The sequence below is a fragment of the Frischella japonica genome, from assembly GCF_014489845.1.
Classification (GTDB): Bacteria; Pseudomonadota; Gammaproteobacteria; order Enterobacterales; family Orbaceae; genus Frischella; species Frischella japonica.
Genome location: NZ_JABURY010000013.1, coordinates 55,739 through 74,552 on the forward strand (window position 1 = coordinate 55,739; position 18,814 = coordinate 74,552).

General features: G+C 33.8%; 11 protein-coding genes and 1 tRNA gene. 9 read left to right on the plus strand and 3 right to left on the minus strand.

Annotation, left to right across the window (positions count from 1 at the left end; translation table 11 throughout):
- Nucleotides 1-59: 59 nt before the first annotated feature.
- The 3 genes from FcAc13_RS05690 to lptF form a co-directional block, all read right to left on the minus strand.
- Nucleotides 60-146: transfer RNA gene (locus tag FcAc13_RS05690), tRNA-Leu, on the minus strand.
- Nucleotides 147-239: 93 nt separating this feature from the next.
- On the minus strand, nucleotides 240-1,304 hold the full coding sequence (gene lptG / locus FcAc13_RS05695; RefSeq protein ID WP_187755245.1) for an LPS export ABC transporter permease LptG: 1,065 nt from the start codon (nucleotides 1,302-1,304) through the stop codon (nucleotides 240-242).
- Nucleotides 1,305-1,316: 12 nt separating this feature from the next.
- The gene (gene lptF, locus FcAc13_RS05700) at nucleotides 1,317-2,432 is read right to left on the minus strand and encodes an LPS export ABC transporter permease LptF (protein ID WP_187755246.1); all 1,116 of its coding nucleotides are present in this window, start codon (nucleotides 2,430-2,432) and stop codon (nucleotides 1,317-1,319) included.
- A 261-nt stretch (nucleotides 2,433-2,693) separates the two neighbouring features.
- Between lptF and FcAc13_RS05705 the strand changes: the two genes are divergently transcribed.
- From FcAc13_RS05705 to FcAc13_RS05745, 9 genes are all read left to right on the plus strand, one after another.
- Complete coding sequence (locus FcAc13_RS05705) at nucleotides 2,694-4,178, plus strand: leucyl aminopeptidase (protein ID WP_187755260.1); 1,485 nt, start codon at nucleotides 2,694-2,696, stop codon at nucleotides 4,176-4,178.
- Nucleotides 4,179-4,228: 50 nt separating this feature from the next.
- Entirely contained in the window at nucleotides 4,229-4,693 is a 465-nt protein-coding gene (locus FcAc13_RS05710; RefSeq protein ID WP_187755247.1) for a DNA polymerase III subunit chi, read from the plus strand.
- Between the two features lie 116 nt (nucleotides 4,694-4,809).
- Entirely contained in the window at nucleotides 4,810-5,259 is a 450-nt protein-coding gene (locus FcAc13_RS05715; protein ID WP_187755248.1) for a DUF3597 domain-containing protein, read from the plus strand.
- Between the two features lie 952 nt (nucleotides 5,260-6,211).
- The gene (locus FcAc13_RS05720; protein ID WP_187755249.1) at nucleotides 6,212-7,666 is read left to right on the plus strand and encodes a hypothetical protein; all 1,455 of its coding nucleotides are present in this window, start codon (nucleotides 6,212-6,214) and stop codon (nucleotides 7,664-7,666) included.
- A 545-nt stretch (nucleotides 7,667-8,211) separates the two neighbouring features.
- Complete coding sequence (locus tag FcAc13_RS05725) at nucleotides 8,212-9,663, plus strand: hypothetical protein (RefSeq protein WP_187755250.1); 1,452 nt, start codon at nucleotides 8,212-8,214, stop codon at nucleotides 9,661-9,663.
- A 731-nt stretch (nucleotides 9,664-10,394) separates the two neighbouring features.
- Nucleotides 10,395-11,828 carry a hypothetical protein gene (locus tag FcAc13_RS05730; RefSeq protein ID WP_187755251.1) on the plus strand — a complete coding sequence of 478 codons (1,434 nt, stop codon included), beginning with the start codon at nucleotides 10,395-10,397 and terminating at the stop codon, nucleotides 11,826-11,828.
- 599 nt (nucleotides 11,829-12,427) lie between these two features.
- On the plus strand, nucleotides 12,428-13,888 hold the full coding sequence (locus tag FcAc13_RS05735; protein ID WP_187755252.1) for a hypothetical protein: 1,461 nt from the start codon (nucleotides 12,428-12,430) through the stop codon (nucleotides 13,886-13,888).
- 449 nt (nucleotides 13,889-14,337) lie between these two features.
- Nucleotides 14,338-17,196, plus strand: coding sequence for a valine--tRNA ligase (locus FcAc13_RS05740; RefSeq protein WP_187755253.1), 2,859 nt, complete (start codon nucleotides 14,338-14,340; stop codon nucleotides 17,194-17,196).
- A gap of 734 nt (nucleotides 17,197-17,930) precedes the next feature.
- On the plus strand, nucleotides 17,931-18,814 hold an 884-nt coding region (locus FcAc13_RS05745; protein ID WP_187755254.1), incomplete at its 3' end, for an SDR family oxidoreductase.

The following is an 18,814-nucleotide window of genomic DNA, read 5'->3' on the forward strand; positions in this document are numbered from 1 at the left end:
GAAAGCTTAGATAGGGCAGGCTAATAAGATCGATTAAAATAAACCGCTCGTTTAAAACTTGGTGCCAGTGGTCGGACTCGAACCGACACGCTTTTAAGGGCGGCGGATTTTGAATCCGCTGCGTCTACCGATTTCGCCACACTGGCACAGGAGGTAAATAAGGTAAACGTTGGCATTATACCCAGCTGATATTTGTATGCAACAATAATTATACTTTTTTATATTAAATGCCGAAAAAATCAGCTTTTCCGGCTAAAAAGAAAATAACAGATAGCTAAAAACAGTATACTTGATATCAATGCACCAATAATTGGAGGCAATCCAATGAAAATAGTAATTTTAGAAAATAGGTTGTCAGCAATATAGAAAATAAATCCGACAAAAACACCCGTCACTACTCGGAACCCCATTGGCACACTACGTAGTGGACCAAATATAAACGATAAAGCTAATAACAGCATGACGGTAATAGATAATGGTTTGAGAATTTTTTTCCAAAATAAAAGTTCATAATTGCTGAAGTCTTGTCCAGAAGACTTTAAATATTGTGAATACTGATATAATCCCGAAGCGGATAAAGAATCAGGATCTTGTGCCACAATGTTTAATTTATCGGGTGTAATTGTGGTATTCCATTGCATATGAAATAAATTGCTATTTTGAATCTTCTTAGGATTGGTTAAATCGGTTTTATCAACTTGAACTAATTGCCAATGATTATTTTCAAACGTTCCGTAAGCAGCATGAGTTATAGCGGTTAAAATTCCATCTTTGGTCGAATATATATCAACATTAGAGATGGAAAAATCAGCATTAACTTTACCAATATGAATAAAATCGTTATTATCTTTGGCCCAAATACTGCTTTGCGATGCTAATAATGAACCACCATATAATTTCTCAGAACGCATATTTCGAGCGGTTTGTTCACCAAGTGGGGCAACCCATTCGCCCACTGCCATGACGATTAAGACCATCGGTATAGCCGTTTTTAATACAGACTTAACAATATTAAGACGACCAAAACCAGAAGTTTCCATGACAACCAGCTCGCTTTTAGAAGCCAACATACCAAGTCCAATTAATGCGCCAATTAACACAGCAATAGGAAAGAATAATTCTATATCCTTAGGAACCATAAAAAGCGAGTATAACGCAGCAGAAAAAGCAGTGTAATCTACTTTTACTCTCCTTAATTGATCAATAAAGCGAATAATACCTGATAAGCTAATCAATAAAAATAACGTTATACTAATCATACTTATAATCGTTTTGCCGATATAGCGATCTAAAATAGTAAACATTACGATAATTCCTTATACAGCTAAACGATTATTAGTTAACTTATAACGCATTTTTTTTATTGGTAACGTATCCCAGATATTAAAGATAATCGCCAAGAAAACATAAGTGCCATTAACCAGATAAAACCATAAAGCAGGATCTAATCTACCTTTTGCTGCATTAGCTTTTATTGAACTTTCTAATAAGAAATAGATTAAATAGAGCAAGATCGCAGGCAAAACCTTTGCTAATCGACCTTGTCTTGCATTTGCTACGCTTAACGGAATCACCAAAAAAGCCATTAATGGAACAGATATGATCAATGTTAAACGCCAGTAATATTCAGCCCAAGCCTTTGGCGTATTGATCTGTCGCAATTGGCTTAATGAGCTTTGGTCAACATCATTGGCATTTTTATAATCTGACTCTTTTAATTCTTTACTTTCAATAATACCTTGATAATGATTAAAATTTGATATTCTAAAATCTTTCAATTTTGCCGACCCTTCATAACGATTGGCATTTTCCAATATAATTATTTGATTATTATTAGCATCAGTCATTATTTGACCTTTGTTTGCCATAATAATATTAGGTCGTTGGGATTTAGAGTGATTGGTGCTAGCAATAAAAACATTTTCAATGGTATTATTTTTTGCACTACTAATATAAATTACTGCATCACCTTGGGGAGTTTTTTGAAATTGCCCAGCTAATAATCCGGCCAAGCTAGGATTTAATTTTGCATTTTCAACTAGTTGTTCTTGTTGCAAATCAGACCAAGGACCAAACCAAACAATATTACCAATAGCAAAAACACAAGTAACAAAAGATAAAAAGAAGACCACTTTATAGATGATGTTTTTACTTACACCGCAAGCATACATTGCGATCATTTCTTGATCAATATAAAAACGACCAAGAGTTATTAATATCCCCAAAAATAAGCTTAATGGCAAAATAAGCTTTGCCATATCGGAAATGCCTAACAAAAGAAGAGGCATGACTAAATTGGTCGGAATGCCACCATCCACCGCATTAGATAAAATTCTGATAAGTTTTTGTGAAAAGAAAATCATTAACAATATAAAAAGTATTGCTAACTGCGATTTGAATGTCTCTTTTGTAATGTAACGACGAATTATCACGCGAACTTTGCCTACAACAATAAATTAACAAGAAATGACTTGCTATTATAACTTGAAATTGTTCATTTCGTTATTAATTTTTAGTGATATTAGTTCCTTAAATGCTAAATTTATGATAAATAGTCATCAATTTATATGATATGGTTATCCATAATGGATAGTGTTATCAAATAATAGAAATGAATTGCAATAAATGATTTGATATTATTTATATTCTCAATATACCAAAAATCCAACAGACTATATTATAGAGGTTCAATGATGAAGTTCCAGATTAAACAATGCGATTTATTTAAACAAGAAACAGACTGTTTAATTTTAACCATTTCTCAAGGAGAAAAACAAACTACTTATGTAGAGAAATTTGACCAACTTACTGATAGTTTAATTAGCAATTTAATCAAAAAAGGCGATTTTAAAGCAAATATTGGTGAAACATTAACATTATATCAAGTTCCGAATATTGCAGCTCATAAGGTGTTATTAGTGGGAGTTGGCGAACAAGGAAATGACCATATAATAAATCTCAAAAAAATCACCCAAAATATAGCTGATAAATTCCATAACTTAAATAGTAAATCGATACTTTTTGCCATACCTGATAATATTAAATTAGATAATTATAATTTCATTCGTAGCTTTATTGAAAATCTCAATCATCATTGTTATCGCTTTAATGACTATAAAACGACCAAATCCAAAGTGACGTTACCAGAAAATGTCTTTTTGGTTTTAGGTGATAATGTGACCGCTGATAAAGTAGAGCTGGCTATTACGCATGGACAAATCGTTGCTAATGCAGTTAATGCTACAAAATCATTGGCTAATCAACCGGCAAATATTTGTAATGCGCAATATTTAGCAGATAAAGCTGAGCAGTTAAGTGAAAAACACCATCATTTAACGTTTTCCTTTTATGATGAACAAGCCTTATCATTGCTTAAAATGGAGGCTTATCTAGCTGTTGGTCGAGGTTCTGACAACGAGTCAATCATGACAGTCTTAGATTATCGTGGTGCTAAAGATAAAAAAGCAATGCCAATTGTGTTAGTTGGTAAAGGTCTTACCTTTGACTCAGGTGGTATATCGATTAAACCTTCTGCCAATATGGATGAAATGAAATATGATATGTGTGGTGCTGCAACAGTATATGGTGTTATGCAAGCGATAGCCGAACTTAATTTACCTATTAACGTGATCGGCGTGATGGCTGGTTGTGAAAACATGCCAAGCAGTAAATCCTATCGCCCTGGTGATATTTTGACAACTATGTCAGGTCAAACTGTTGAAGTTATTAATACAGATGCTGAAGGGCGTTTGGTTTTATGCGATGTCTTAACCTTTGTAGAACGCTTTAAACCAAGAGCTGTGATTGATATCGCAACGTTAACTGGTGCATGTATCGTGGCTTTAGGTCATCATTATACTGGGGTTATGGGTAATAATGAACAACTTGTTACACAACTTGTTGAAGCATCGCAAAAAGCCAATGATAAAGCTTGGGCTTTACCAATGGATGATGATTTCCAAACACAAATTGATTCTACCTGTGCCGATATTGTAAATTCAGCCGGTCGTGATGGTGGCACAATTACCGCTGGCTGTTTTTTATCTCGTTTTACAAAAAATTATCATTGGGCACACTTAGATATTGCCGGTACAGCTTGGACTTCGGGTACAAAAAAAGGTGCAACAGGTAGACCAGTTGCGCTATTAATCCAATACTTAATGGATCAATGTCAATGAATCTATAACTAAACATGATTTAGTTTTACACTTATTTATAGGGGACAATAATGCTGAAAAAAGTCATTTTTTATCTGATTGAACATATAGAAATTAATAACAATGAGTCATCATTATTGTTACCTCATGAAAAATTAGCCTGTGAGCAAATTATTGCCAATTGGCAACAAGGTTTACGAATTTTGGTTACTTGTCAGGATCAACAACAAGCTGAGCGAATTGATGAATACTTATGGCAATTAAATCCCGACAGTTTTGTTCCTCATAATTTAGTTGGTGAAGGTTTAAGCAATGGTTCCCCTGTCGAAATTGCCTGGGTAGGAAAAAGGGGAAATGGTAATCGCCAATTATTAGTTAACCTGCAAGAAGAATTTCCAGAATTTTCACCTACTTACCATTATATTATTGATTTTGTTCCAGACGATGAAAGACTCAAAGCATGTGCTAGAGAAAGATATCAAGCTTATAAAACTCTTGGATTCAAACTTAAAACAATTAATGTTAAACAAAACTAATTATATTTACATTCCGCTATTTGGATATAACCCATTGACATACAAGAACTTTTAAGATTAACTATTTATGTTGTTCCATGTATATTTATAAATGTAGATCTTAAAAGGGGTTATAAATGAGTATTTTGCAAAGTATTTTTTCTAAAATTATTCCATCATCATTCGGTAATGTTATGGGTAATATAAAAGATAAAGTCGAAAATGCAGCGAAACAAGCTAAAGATGCAGTAACAAATCACAGTGATGATTCAACGCAAAATCAGTCCAATTCAAATCAACAACCTAATCAAACTAATACTTCGGCAGAGGCAAATCATATTGACGTAGTTGCCATTCTTGATGGTTTAGCTAACAAGAATCCTCAAAAACTTAATTGGCGTTCTTCAATTGTCGATCTTTTAAAACTACTTGGTTTAGATAGTAGTTTAGATGCGCGCAAAAAATTAGCGGCTGAATTAAATTATCAAGGCAATACTAATGATAGCGTAACGCTAAACACTTGGTTACATAAAGAAGTAATGAAGAAAATTACTGAAAAGGGTGGTAACGTAAAAGATCTATTTTAATCACTAGATTATCAATTAAATCAGTATTTATCGTATCTTTATCCTTAAAATGAATAACGTTAAATACTGATTTGATTTTTTTATTATATTAACCATTTAAATTCGCAATATTCAATTTTTTTAAGCTTAAAATACTTAATGCTTTTAGACATTATTTTATTTAACGTTATAAATACTTATTCATTTTGGTCGGATTTGTTGCACAACATAAAGACACACAAGATAAAACCTGTGGCCCCAAAAATCGAATAGCTAATTTATAAACCAAGTAATAAAGCAATTATTTCGCCTTAAATGATGATAAGATAGTGTAATTCTGACCATACAATGTCAACTCATAAGTATACATATTAGGCATGTGTTTAAACTAACCATTATGGTTTCATGAATTCGTAAACATACGATGCTGGACGATAATAAGATATTTGTCGTGCTCTATTGTTCAAAAATCCAACCCTAGCTAATTAAACTTTTATTTTATAAAGAATTAACTTGCTAAGTACAGCATCGAAAAATTAACATTAGTCATTATCTAACGCCAGCTCATGTATAGTTAAATATCTATGTCTGTAGGATACCCAATATTTTCTACTACTCAATTAAGTCGAATTAAATCAATTGGTCTAAATTTACTGGTAAAAATGCTGTAGTAATACACGTTAACGATTTATTCACTAGCAAAACGGTTCGGGTATTTACCCTGATCATTAACGTCTAGCACAATAAATAAGCTAGTGGGAAAGTTCGCTGAAAAAGATAAAGCCAAAAGCGACAAGATTGATTATAAAAATACTAAAAGGTAATTTTATTAATCAGTTTAATTGTCATTCTTATATTGATTATTGACGATGAGATACCTTATACTTTTTTACAAACCATAATAGGTATAAAAAATTATAAAACAATTTAAAAGTAACAAATATTACTTAAAAACAATAAACAGGAATACAATATGTTCAAATTTATCCGCCTTTTTCAAAAGAAAAAACTAGTACTATTTAATTTAAGCTTGCTCTTTTTTACCAATGAAGCCACATCAATTTCCGCAACTTCTTTAAAAAGCATCCAAGGCTCTGCGCCTTATCTAATTTTTGATGGGCAACAATCGGACGATCTATCCCCCTTATTAACAGTCAAATTGCCCGCTCCTGATGGTATTACTACTATTACTAAAAATACTAATTCCAGTGCTAACGACCCAATAATATTAGCCAGCAACACTAAATTTTCAGATATAGAAACTTTTGTAAAACTGCCATCTGAAAATAACACATACCCTAAAATTCAATTGAGTAATGTCCTTGCAAATTCGTGGGGCGACGAAGACGGAGATGAGGTAAACTTTGCAAGCAATAATGAATCTTTAACGTTATCTTGGTCCGATAATGAGGGGAATAGTCTGACAGAGGAAATAAAAAATAACCAGAATATGGAATTAGATCCTTGTTATGCGCCATATAAATTAACATTATCTGCAGACCAATTCACACTTCGTACAGATTATGGCGTTCCTAGAGATTCTAATTATCAATCTGTCGCACATGATTATTATTTTTATCCAGAAATTTCTTCAGGCGTTAAATTTTGTTATGCGCAACCAAATCTTGATAATCAGGATAATTTCGATACGAACAGTTGGAAAAAAAACATAGGCTTTGTCACTTATGATAAAAACAACCCAGAAAAAAATTTTCCAACAGTCGGCTCGAATAATTTATTTTTTGATATAAAATTTGTCGGAAATTTAAGTGTTAAGAATATTATTAAATTCAATGGTGATGTTGTCACAAATAGCCGCAGTCAGATAAAGTTAAATTTAAGTGAGCATGATGGAAAATTAAGAGTGACTTTAAAAGGACCTAGATATAATAACTTCTTAACTGACTTTAAAAATTCATATTTTGTATTATACGCTGATGAAAATCAAACCAAACCATTTTACTCATTCATTATAAAGCGCTGGTTTATTGCCTACCCTTATGCGCCTATCTCTTATGAACTCATTGATGAAAGGCGTTGTTATGAACAATTATCTACTCAAAACACCAAGTATTTTGTGCCAAATGTATTAGATTTTACAAACGCTGACAGTGGAGATGGTGATCCTCTCGAATGGCAACATGGTATTCAAGGGGTTGGTCCCAATTACCAAAGAAAGATTAGCTTTCAACGAGAAAGAGGTCTATGGATAGGCGGTTTATTCACAGAATGGGGTAAAGTAACCCAAGAATATTATCCTGATAGTGATTGGCCAAAATATGATCATGATGCATATTATTGGACTATGGATAGACGAAAGAAAGAAAACAAAAATCAGCATTATGTTGTTGGAACAAATACTGGCTTAATTAGTTTCAAAGAAGATACAAATAATACTATCTATAGCAGTTGTGTGGCTTGGGAATAAGTTATTTACCGAGGAACCTTATACCATATTAGGGTATAAGGTTTTTTGCTATATCTCATTTAATAATCTTTTTTACTTTATATTACAATCAATTCATTAAAACAATAAACCTTGATTAAGCTTTAATCAACCACTCCATTTTTTTCTATCAATTGTATCTAACATCGAAACGCCAATCATCAAGGTTTTGCGTGCTCATAATGCTCAGTTCTTATTCATTGGCTATGAGCTGAGAATTATGAAACTAGTGGTTTATTTTATGAAAATTCACTAGCAAAACGGTTCGGATATTTATCCTGCTCATTAACGTCTAGCACAATTAATAAGCTCGTGGAAAGGTTTGCTAAAAAAAGATAAAGCAAAGGTTATAAAATTGATTATAAAAATACAAAAAGGTAATTTCCTTAACTAGGTAATCGTTATATTTAATTATTGATTAATGACGATGGGATACCTTATACTGTGTATAAACCATAATAGGTTTAGAAATTATAAAACAATTAAAAAAATAATCATTACCAAATAATAATAAAAAGGAATTTTATATGTTCAAATTCACTTGCCTTTTTCAAAAGAAAAAACTATTACTATTTAATTTAAGCCTGCTCTTCTTTACCAATGAAGCCACATCAATTTCTACCACTTCTTCTAAAAACATTGAAGGCTCTAAGCCTTATCTAATTTTTGATGGGCAACAATCGAGCGATCTATCCCCCTTATTAACAGTCAAATTGCCCGCTCCTGATGGTATTACTACTATTACTAAAAATACTAATTCCAGTGCTAACGACCCAATAATATTAGCCAGCAACACTAAGTTTTCGGATATAGAAACTTTTGTAAAACTACCCTCTGAAAATAACACATACCCTAAAATTCAATTGAGTAATGTCCTTGCAAATTCGTGGGGCGACGAAGACGGAGATGAGGTAAACTTTGCAAGCAATAATGAATCTTTAACGTTATCTTGGTCCGATAATGAGGGGAATAGTCTGACAGAGGAAATAAAAAATAACCAGAATATGGAATTAGATCCTTGTTATGCGCCATATAAATTAACATTATCTGCAGACCAATTCACACTTCGTACAGATTATGGCGTTCCTAGAGATTCTAATTATCAATCTGTCGCACATGATTATTATTTTTATCCAGAAATTTCTTCAGGCGCTAAATTTTGTTATGCGCAACCAAATCTTGATAATCAGGATAATTTCGATACGAACAGTTGGAAAAAAAACATAGGCTTTGTCACTTATGATAAAAACAACCCAGAAAAAAATTTTCCAACACTCGGTTCGAATAATTTATTTTTTGATATAAAATTTGTCGGCTTGACTGTTGACGATATTATTCGTAACAATGGTACTAACGTCACACCTATCAGCGGAAATGGCATAAGTCTAGCCTTAAGTAAAAAGGATGGAAAATTAAGAGTGACTTTAAAAGGACCTAGATATAATACCTTCTTAACTGACTTTAAAAATTCACATTTTGTATTATACGCTGACAAAAATCAAACCAAACCATTTTACTCATTCATTATAAAGCGCTGGTTTATTGCCTACCCTTATACGCCTATCTCTTATGAACTCATTGATGAAAAGCGTTGTTATGAAAAATTATCTACTCAAAACACCAAGTATTTTGTGCCAAATGTATTAGATTTTACAAACGCTGACAGTGGGAATGGTGAGCCTTCCGAATGGCAACATGGTATTCAAGGGGTTGGTCCCAATTACCAAAGAAAGATTAGCTTTCAACGAGAAAGAGGTCTATGGATAGGCGGTTTATTCACAGAATGGGGTAAAGTAACCCAAGAATATTATCCTGATAGTGATTGGCCAAAATATGATCATGATGCATATTATTGGACTATGGATAGACGAAAGAAAGAAAACAAAAATCAGCATTATGTTGTTGGAACAAATACTGGCTTAATTAGTTTCAAAGAAGATACAAATAATACTATCTATAGCAGTTGTGTGGCTTGGTAATAAACTATTTACCGATGAACCTTATACCATATTAGGGTATAAGGTTTTTTGCTATATCTCATTTAATAATCTTTTACTTTATATTACAATCAATTCATTAAAACAATAAACCTTGATTAAGCTTTAATCAACCACTCCATTTTTTTCTATCAATTGTATCTAACATCGAAACGCCAATCATCAAGGTTTTGCGTGCTCATAATGCTCAGTTCTTATTCATTGGCTATGAGCTGAGAATTATGAAACTAGTGGTTTATTTTATGAAAATTCAGTTAGTAAACAAAGCATCGAATAATTATCGTCTATCATTATCTTTTACCAGCTCATATAAAATTAAATGCCTATGTCAACAAAATACTTAAAATTTTATACCACATAATTGTGTTGGTTAAGTGATGAAAGCAGTTCGTTGTTTTAAATTTATTGGTAAAAATGCAGTAGCGATACTCGTTAGCGATTTGTTCACTAAGCAAAACGGTTCGGGTATTTATCTTGCTCATTAACGTCTAGCACAATTAATAAGCTAGTAGGGAAGTTCGCTGAAAAAAGATAAAGCCAAAAGCGACAAGATTGATTATAAAAATACTAAAAGTATGATTTCCTTAACCAAGTTAGGTTATACTTATTTATTGATTAAGGATTACCATATATCTTATACTTTAGTTAGACCTAATAGGTTAAAATAAAAAAATAATATTACTAATATAATAATAAGAAGAAAGGATTAAAATATGCTTAAATTCACCCGCCTTTTTCAAAAGAAAAAACTATTACTATTTAATTTAAGCTTGCTCTTTATTACAAATGAAGCCACACCAATTTCTGCCACTTCTTCTAAAAACATTGAAGGCTCTGCGCCTTATCTAATTTTTGATGGGCAAAAATCGGACGATCTATCCCCCTTATTGACAGTCAAATTGCCCGCTCCTGATGGTATTACTACTATTACTAAAAATACTAATTCCAGTGCTAATGACCCAATAATATTAGCTAGCAACACTAAGTTTTCGGATATAGAAACTTTTGTAAAACTACCCTCTGAAAATAACACATACCCTAAAATTCAATTAAGTAATGTTCTTGCTAATTCATGGGGCGACGAAGACGGAGATAAGGTAAACTTTGCAAGCAATAATGAATCTTTAACGTTATCTTGGTCCGATAATGAGGGGCATAATCTGACAGAGAAAATAAAAAAGACCCCGAACATAGAATTAGAACCATGTGATGCGCCATTTAAATTAACATTATCTGCAGACCAATTCACACTTCGTACAGATTATGGCGTTCCTAGAGATTCTAATTATCAATCTGTCGCACATGATTATTATTTTTCCCCTCAAGTTCCCTTAGCCGTAAAATTTTGTTATGCGCAACCAAATCTTAATAATCAGGATGATGTGGATACGGACAGTTGGATAAAAAACAAAGGCTTTGTCACTTATGATAAAAACAACCCAGAAAATAATTTCCCAACAACAGGATCAAACAACTTATTTTTTGATTTAAAACTTGCCGGCTTGACTGTTGACGATATTATCCGTATCAATGGTACTAACGTCAAACCTATTAGCGGAAATGGCATAAGTTTAGCCTTAAGTAAAAAGGATGGAAAATTAAGAGTCACTTTAAAAGGACCAACATATACGAGCACAAATACTTCCTTTGAACCTGCAACGTTTAAATTATACGCCGACAGCGCTAAAAACAATGCTTTCTATTCGTTCAAAGTACAACGCTGGTATATCGGATTTAAGGATGCTTCAAATGGTTATGCAGAAACTCTAACCCGTTGTCAAAAATTAAAATATGCTATACCTGATATTCGGGATTTTACAAACTCTAATCGTCTTACAAGCGTTGGGTGGAATGGTGGTATACCTGGAGTTGGAGAACCTTACCGAAGAAAGATCAGCTATAAACAAAATGATGGTAAATGGATGGGAGGATTATTTTCAGAGTGGGGTACTGTATATAATAGCTATTATGAAAATAGTGATTGGCCAAAAGATACTAAAAACGAATTTAAGGTTCCCTATTTTTGGACTAAACAGCTAAGAAGTACCAATGATTATTTCGTTGTTGAATCCAAGACCGGTTTTGTTGGCAACCGGGAAAGTAGTGAACAAAACTATAATACTGCCTGTGTGAGTTCTGGGAACTAACAATTTTAATTGTTATGGCAAACATAATATAAATATTTTGTAAAATCTCTTTATTATTTCTTTTTTACCATATCGCAATAGCAGCTATACCTTATACCATAAAATGGTATAAGGTTTTTTATTATATCTAGTTAAACAATCTAAATTTTCCTTATGTTATAAACAATACACAAATGAAGATAACCTTCGTTAAACTGCAATCCGTCACTTCATTTTTTCTATGAATCATAGGTAACATTGCCTCGCCAATCATTCCAATTAGGGTACAAAAATATCTATGGTAGCCAAATATTATAACATTACGCTTAAGTTGCTCATTAATTCGCAAATCAATCGCTAATGTTATCGGTTACATATTCTGAATATGTTGACTTCTTGCCAGCAAAAGAGCAATTGAAAGTGTTAGCATGGAAAATATATACCTAATTGGCAAGATTGATTATCAAAAATCAGATAATAATTTATAACCTATTGTAATAGCTATATTTATTGATTAATAACTATGGTTAACTTATACTTTATCTAAGCCATGATAGGTTTAAAATTATAAAAAGTTTAATAACAACAAATCTTACCAAAATAACAAAAAGGACTAAAATATGTTTAAATTCACCTGCCTTTATCAAAAGAAAAAACTATTACTTTTTAATTTGAGTTTGCTCTTTATTACAAATGAAGCCACACCAATTTCTGCCACTTCTTTAAAAAGCATCCAAGGCTCTGCGCCTTATATAATTTTTGAAGGAAAAATATTGCAAGATTTAAATCCCTTATTGGCAGTTACATTGCCTTTACCACCTAATGGTGATATTACTACTCTTAATATAGATACTGAATCCAGTGCTCAAAATCCAATAATATTAGCTAGCGAGATTAAGGTTTCGGATATAAAAACTTTTGTAAAACTACCACCCGAAAATTATGACTACCCAAAAATTCCAATAAAAAAAATTACCAATCTTTCTTTTGTTGATAAAGACGAAGATGTTATTATGTATATAAGCAATAATGATTATTTAATGACAACTTGGTACGATAATGAAGGTTTAAGTCTGGTAAGCTCAATTCATGCTAACCCGGATATGAAATTAGATCCTTGTATGGCTCCATTTCATTTGAATGTATACGCATACGGTACAAGTTTTCAAACTGAATATGGTAACCCTAGTATTAAAGGATATCCGTTTACGACTCATAATTATTATTTTTCCCCTCAAGTTCCTTCAGGCGTTAAATTTTGTTATGCGCAACCGAATCTTAATAATCAGGATAATGTGGATACGGACAGTTGGAAAAAAAACAAAGGTTTTGTCACTTATGATAAAAACAACCCAGAAAATAATTTCCCAACTACAGGGGCAAATAACTTATTCTTTGATATAAAACTTGCCGGCTTAACTGTTGACGATATTATCCGTATCAATGGTACTAACGTCACACCTATTAGCGGAAATGGCATAAGTCTAGTCTTAAGTAAAAAGGATGGAAAATTAAGAGTCACCTTAAAAGGGCCAACATATACAAGCACAAATACTTCCTTTAATCCTGCAACGTTTAAATTATACGCCGACAACGCTAAAAACACTGCTTTCTATTCGTTCAAAATACAACGTTGGTATATTGGGTTTGAAAACGCTTCAAATGATTATTCAGAAACTCTAACCCGTTGTCAAAAACTAAAATATGATATACCTGATGTTCGGGATTTTACAAACTCTAACCGTGAGAAAGATCGAAATGGTATACAAATTGATTGGAAAAATGGTATATCTGGGGTTAAGGAAGTTTATCGACGAAAAATTAGCTATAAACAAAGTGATGGTCAATGGATGGGAGGATTATTCTCAGAATGGGGTACTGTAACCAATCAATATTATAAAGACAGTGATTGGTCAAATGACACAACCGACACATATAATGTTGCTTATTATTGGACTAAAAACATTAAAGATTTAAATGACCATTATGTTGTTGAATCCACACTCGGCTATGTGGGTAACCGAGGAACTAATGATGTTAGATATTACACAGGCTGTGTGAGTAAGGGTACCAATAATTAATAATATAAAAAAAATGAAAAATACTTCAGTTATAATAAACCAAGCATTTACGTTTATTTGCTGTAATGACTAATAAAAAAGTTTTAAATCTCTTTATTTTTCGATTTTTCAGTGCCGATCGCAGTAAAATGATGTATATCAGTGAAACCTTATACTATTTTATGTTTAAGGTTTTTTGTTTTAGACAAACTTAAAATATTCTATAAGTACAACAATCAAGACATATAAATAGATCAAGTTATTTAGAAAATAGACATAATATAACGGTTAGTAAAGCTTTAAAAGACCACTCATAACGTCGTGGTCTTTTGTTGCCAACGTTTTCTTCTAACACAAGTTTCCCTGTAGATTTAATCCACGGTTTCTTACTTAGCCAATTTATTGTTTGGCTATTTTACTGTAGAATAGAAAGCATTTTTATGCCTTGAATCAGGATTTATGCATTTATTATGAAAAATACAACTTATAATCCACAAGAAATCGAACAACCAATTTATCAACACTGGGAGCAAAGTGGCTATTTTAAACCTAATGGCGACAAATCACAGCCAAGCTACTGCATCGCTATCCCACCGCCGAATGTGACCGGAAGTTTACACATGGGGCACGCATTCCAACAAACCATTATGGATGCATTAATACGTTATCATCGTATGCAAGGTAACAATACGTTATGGCAATCGGGTACCGACCATGCCGGTATTGCAACGCAAATGGTGGTTGAACGTAAAATTGCTGCCGAAGAGGGCAAAACCCGTCACGATTATGGTCGTGAAATGTTTATCGAAAAAATCTGGGAGTGGAAAGCGCAATCAGGCGGTAGCATTACCAAACAGATGCGTCGTTTAGGCGATTCGGTGGATTGGGATCGTGAGCGCTTCACTATGGACGAAGGGCTATCAAATGCGGTAAAAGAGGTATTTGTTAGACTTTATCAAGAAGATTTGATCTACCGTGGTAAACGTTTGGTCAACTGGGATCCAAAATTACGCACCGCGATTTCTGATTTAGAAGTTGAAAATCGTGAAGTAAAAGGCTCAATGTGGCATTTACGTTATCCACTTGCTGACGGCGCCAAAACGGCTGACGGTAAAGATTATTTAGTTGTCGCCACAACGCGTCCGGAAACATTATTAGGTGATACCGGGGTAGCGGTCAATCCGGCTGATCCTCGCTATCAAGATCTGATCGGCAAATTTGTTATTTTACCTTTGGTTAATCGTCGTATTCCGATTATTGGTGATGAACATGCCGACATGACAAAAGGTACCGGTTGCGTAAAAATTACTCCGGCACATGACTTTAATGATTACGAAGTTGGTCGCCGTCATCAATTACCGATGATCAACATCTTCACCTTTGACGGTGAGATCCGCTCACAAGCCGAAGTGTTTGACACAAATGGCGAACCGAGTGATGTTTATGGGGGAGATATTCCGACTGAATTGCAAAATTTAGAACGATTTGCCGCCCGTAAAGCGGTCGTTGCCGCCTGTGAAGCGCAAGGCATTTTAGAAAAGATTGAACCACATGATTTAACCATACCGTATGGCGATCGTGGCGGCGTGGTGATTGAGCCAATGTTAACTGACCAATGGTATGTGCGAGCGAAAGTATTGGCCGAGCCTGCTATTGATGCCGTTAAAAATGGCGATATCCAATTTGTGCCAAAACAGTACGAGAACATGTACTTCTCGTGGATGAATGATATTCAAGATTGGTGTATTTCACGCCAATTATGGTGGGGTCACCGTATTCCGGCGTGGTATGATGCGCAAGGCAATGTCTATGTTGGACGAGACGAAGCCGAAGTCCGTCGGGAAAACAATATCGCCGATGATGTGGTGTTATCACAAGATGAAGATGTGCTTGATACCTGGTTCTCATCTGCACTTTGGACTTTCTCTACATTGGGTTGGCCGGAAAATACCGATGATTTGGCAACTTTCCACCCAACCAATGTACTGGTCACCGGTTTTGATATCATCTTCTTCTGGGTCGCTAGAATGATTATGATGACCATGCACTTTATCAAAGATAAAGACGGTAAGCCGCAGATTCCGTTTAAAACAGTCTATGTTACAGGCTTAATTCGTGATGAAGAAGGGCAAAAAATGTCGAAATCTAAAGGGAATGTTATCGATCCTTTAGACATGATTGACGGCATCTCACTTGCTGATTTACTGGAAAAACGTACCGGCAATATGATGCAACCACAACTGGCGGAAAAAATTGCCAAACGTACTGAAAAACAGTTCCCTAACGGCATTGAAGCGCACGGTACCGATGCATTACGCTTCACCTTAGCGGCACTAGCCTCAACCGGACGTGATATCAATTGGGATCTCAAACGTTTGGAAGGTTACCGCAACTTCTGTAATAAACTTTGGAATGCCAGCCGTTATGTACTTATGAACACGCAAGATCACGATTGTGGCTTTACTGGTGGTGATTTAGCCTATTCATTAGCCGATAAATGGATATTAGCTGAATTTAATCATACCGTGAAAACCTATCGAGAAGCGTTCGATACTTATCGATTTGATTTAGCCGCTAATATTTTATATGAATTTACTTGGAATCAGTTCTGTGACTGGTATTTAGAGTTAACCAAATCAGTACTGGCAAATGGTGAGCAATCTGAACAGCGTGCTGCTCGTCATACTTTAGTGACGGTATTGGAAGCATTGTTACGCTTAGCACATCCAATTATTCCATTTATTACTGAAGCAATTTGGCAAAGTGTTAAACCACTAATGCGTATCAAGGCTGATACTATTATGTTACAACCGATGCCGACTTTTGATAGTAAACATATTGACGATCAAGCTGTTGCCGATATTAACTGGATCAAAGAGGCGGTGATTGCCGTGCGTAATATTCGAGCTGAAATGAATATTGCACCGAGCAAACCATTACAATTATTGATTCGCCAAGCTTCACCTGCTGTTCATCGTATTATCAGTGATAATATAACCTTTATTGAATCGCTGGCAAGATTAGCAGAAATTGTTCTGTTAGATGAAGGTGAAACCGGGCCATTATCGGTCACTAAGTTAGTTGACGGTGCTGAACTACTTATTCCAATGGCTGGGTTAATTAACAAAGAAGATGAATTAGCTCGACTGGAAAAAGAGATGGCACGCATCGATAACGAAATTGCCCGTATCGACGGTAAACTTAGCAATAGCAGTTTTGTCGATAAAGCGCCAGCGGCGGTTGTTGCAAAAGAAAAAGAGAAGTTAGAAGGTTATCAAAACGATAAAAATAAGTTAATTGATCATTATGCAGCAATAAAAAAACTATAATCAGACCAATATAAATCTTGTTAAAACCCGCAAATTTGACGGGTTTTTTTATTTCAATCTTATCAAGATTAAAAACAATAGGGCAGGCTATTGATGCTGCCAATGACTATAAAACAAGTATTATTACATTATTCCCGCCAAAAATATATGTTATTAATTAAAACCATTATAACGCTTTCAACAGAGAATTTTCGATTCATTTTACCATAATTCAATATGTTGCGGCTTCAAATAATAAGTATATCTTATTTGTTACTAAATGACTTAATAACTAAAAGAGCTGTTTTGTATATAAATAATTTCAATAACACCTATGATGGATGTATAACTTGAATTTAGCTAAATAAGTCAGTTTTCATTAATTATTTGGTATATGACCAAATAAGTTCTGGGTATTTAGAATAAGCATAACTAACTGATTGTTAGCAAAATCGATTAATGAAGAAGTCCATTCACAATGGAACCTTGTAAAAAAGGTGCTATTTTTATATCTGTTTAAATGTTTAGTTGTTATCAATAACCTTGCTTCGATGGTTAAAAATCGTTATAGCCATCGTAATTTATATTATCTTAAATAGCAAAACGATTTCTAATTTAATTAATTGAATTAATTAGATATTTTAGCAATTAATATATATTCAGTAATAGGATTTTGTGATTAGTAAATTTATTTTATTTAAGTTATATTAAAAAAACATTTTAAAACAATCACTTACAAAAACTTGGAGAAAATCATGAGTAAACAAACACACAATCCATTGACAAAATATTATCACGAAAAATTTCCCAAACAAAAACAATCAGCCCCAGGTTTACAATGTGACATGAAGCCAATTCCTGATTGTGGTGAAAAAAGTTACCAAGGTCATCACCGTTTAGAAGGACTAAAAATGTTAGTCACAGGAGGGGATTCCGGTATCGGTCGAGCTGCAGCAATAGCCTATGCTAAAGAAGGGGCTGATGTAGCGATAAATTATTTATCTCATGAACAAAAAGATGCGGAAGAGGTTGCTAAAGTAATTGAATCAGTAGGTCGCAAAGCAGTACTTATTCCTGGTGACTTAAGTGATGAATCATTTTGTAAAAAACTTGTTGAAGAAGCCCATAAAAAACTTGGTGGATTAGATAATGTAACATTTGTAGCGGGTAAACAAACAGCAGTTGAAGATATTATGCAACTTACTACGGAACAATTACGTAAGACATTCGAAATTAATGTCTTTTCTTTGTTTTGGGTTACAAAAGCTGCTTTAGGTTATTTAAAGCCTGGTTCAACCATTATCACCACATCATCTATTCAGGCATATCAACCAAGTGCAAATTTATTAGATTATGCCTCAACTAAGACCGCCATCATCGCATTCACCCGTGGTTTGGCTAAACAAATTGCTCATAAAGGTATCCGTGTCAATAGTGTTGCTCCTGGGCCAATTTGGACACCATTACAAATATGTGGTGGTCAACCTAGTGAGGCCATACCTGAATTTGGTAAACAAACACCTTTGAAACGAGCAGGCCAACCAGTTGAATTAGCTAGTTTATATGTATTTTTAGCCTCAGATGATTCAAGTTATATAACGGCAGAGACCTTTGGCGTGACAGGGGGAGCTCATATCAA

Bases quoted from the DNA above. Each gene is read 5' to 3' on its own strand.
- FcAc13_RS05730 (WP_187755251.1), top strand. From the start codon at position 10,395: ATGCTTAAATTCACCCGCCTTTTTCAAAAGAAAAAACTATTACTATTT.
- FcAc13_RS05740 (WP_187755253.1), top strand. From the start codon at position 14,338: ATGAAAAATACAACTTATAATCCACAAGAAATCGAACAACCAATTTAT.
- lptG (WP_187755245.1), bottom strand. From the start codon at position 1,304: ATGTTTACTATTTTAGATCGCTATATCGGCAAAACGATTATAAGTATG.
- FcAc13_RS05735 (WP_187755252.1), top strand. From the start codon at position 12,428: ATGTTTAAATTCACCTGCCTTTATCAAAAGAAAAAACTATTACTTTTT.
- FcAc13_RS05725 (WP_187755250.1), top strand. From the start codon at position 8,212: ATGTTCAAATTCACTTGCCTTTTTCAAAAGAAAAAACTATTACTATTT.
- FcAc13_RS05715 (WP_187755248.1), top strand. From the start codon at position 4,810: ATGAGTATTTTGCAAAGTATTTTTTCTAAAATTATTCCATCATCATTC.
- FcAc13_RS05710 (WP_187755247.1), top strand. From the start codon at position 4,229: ATGCTGAAAAAAGTCATTTTTTATCTGATTGAACATATAGAAATTAAT.
- FcAc13_RS05705 (WP_187755260.1), top strand. From the start codon at position 2,694: ATGAAGTTCCAGATTAAACAATGCGATTTATTTAAACAAGAAACAGAC.
- FcAc13_RS05720 (WP_187755249.1), top strand. From the start codon at position 6,212: ATGTTCAAATTTATCCGCCTTTTTCAAAAGAAAAAACTAGTACTATTT.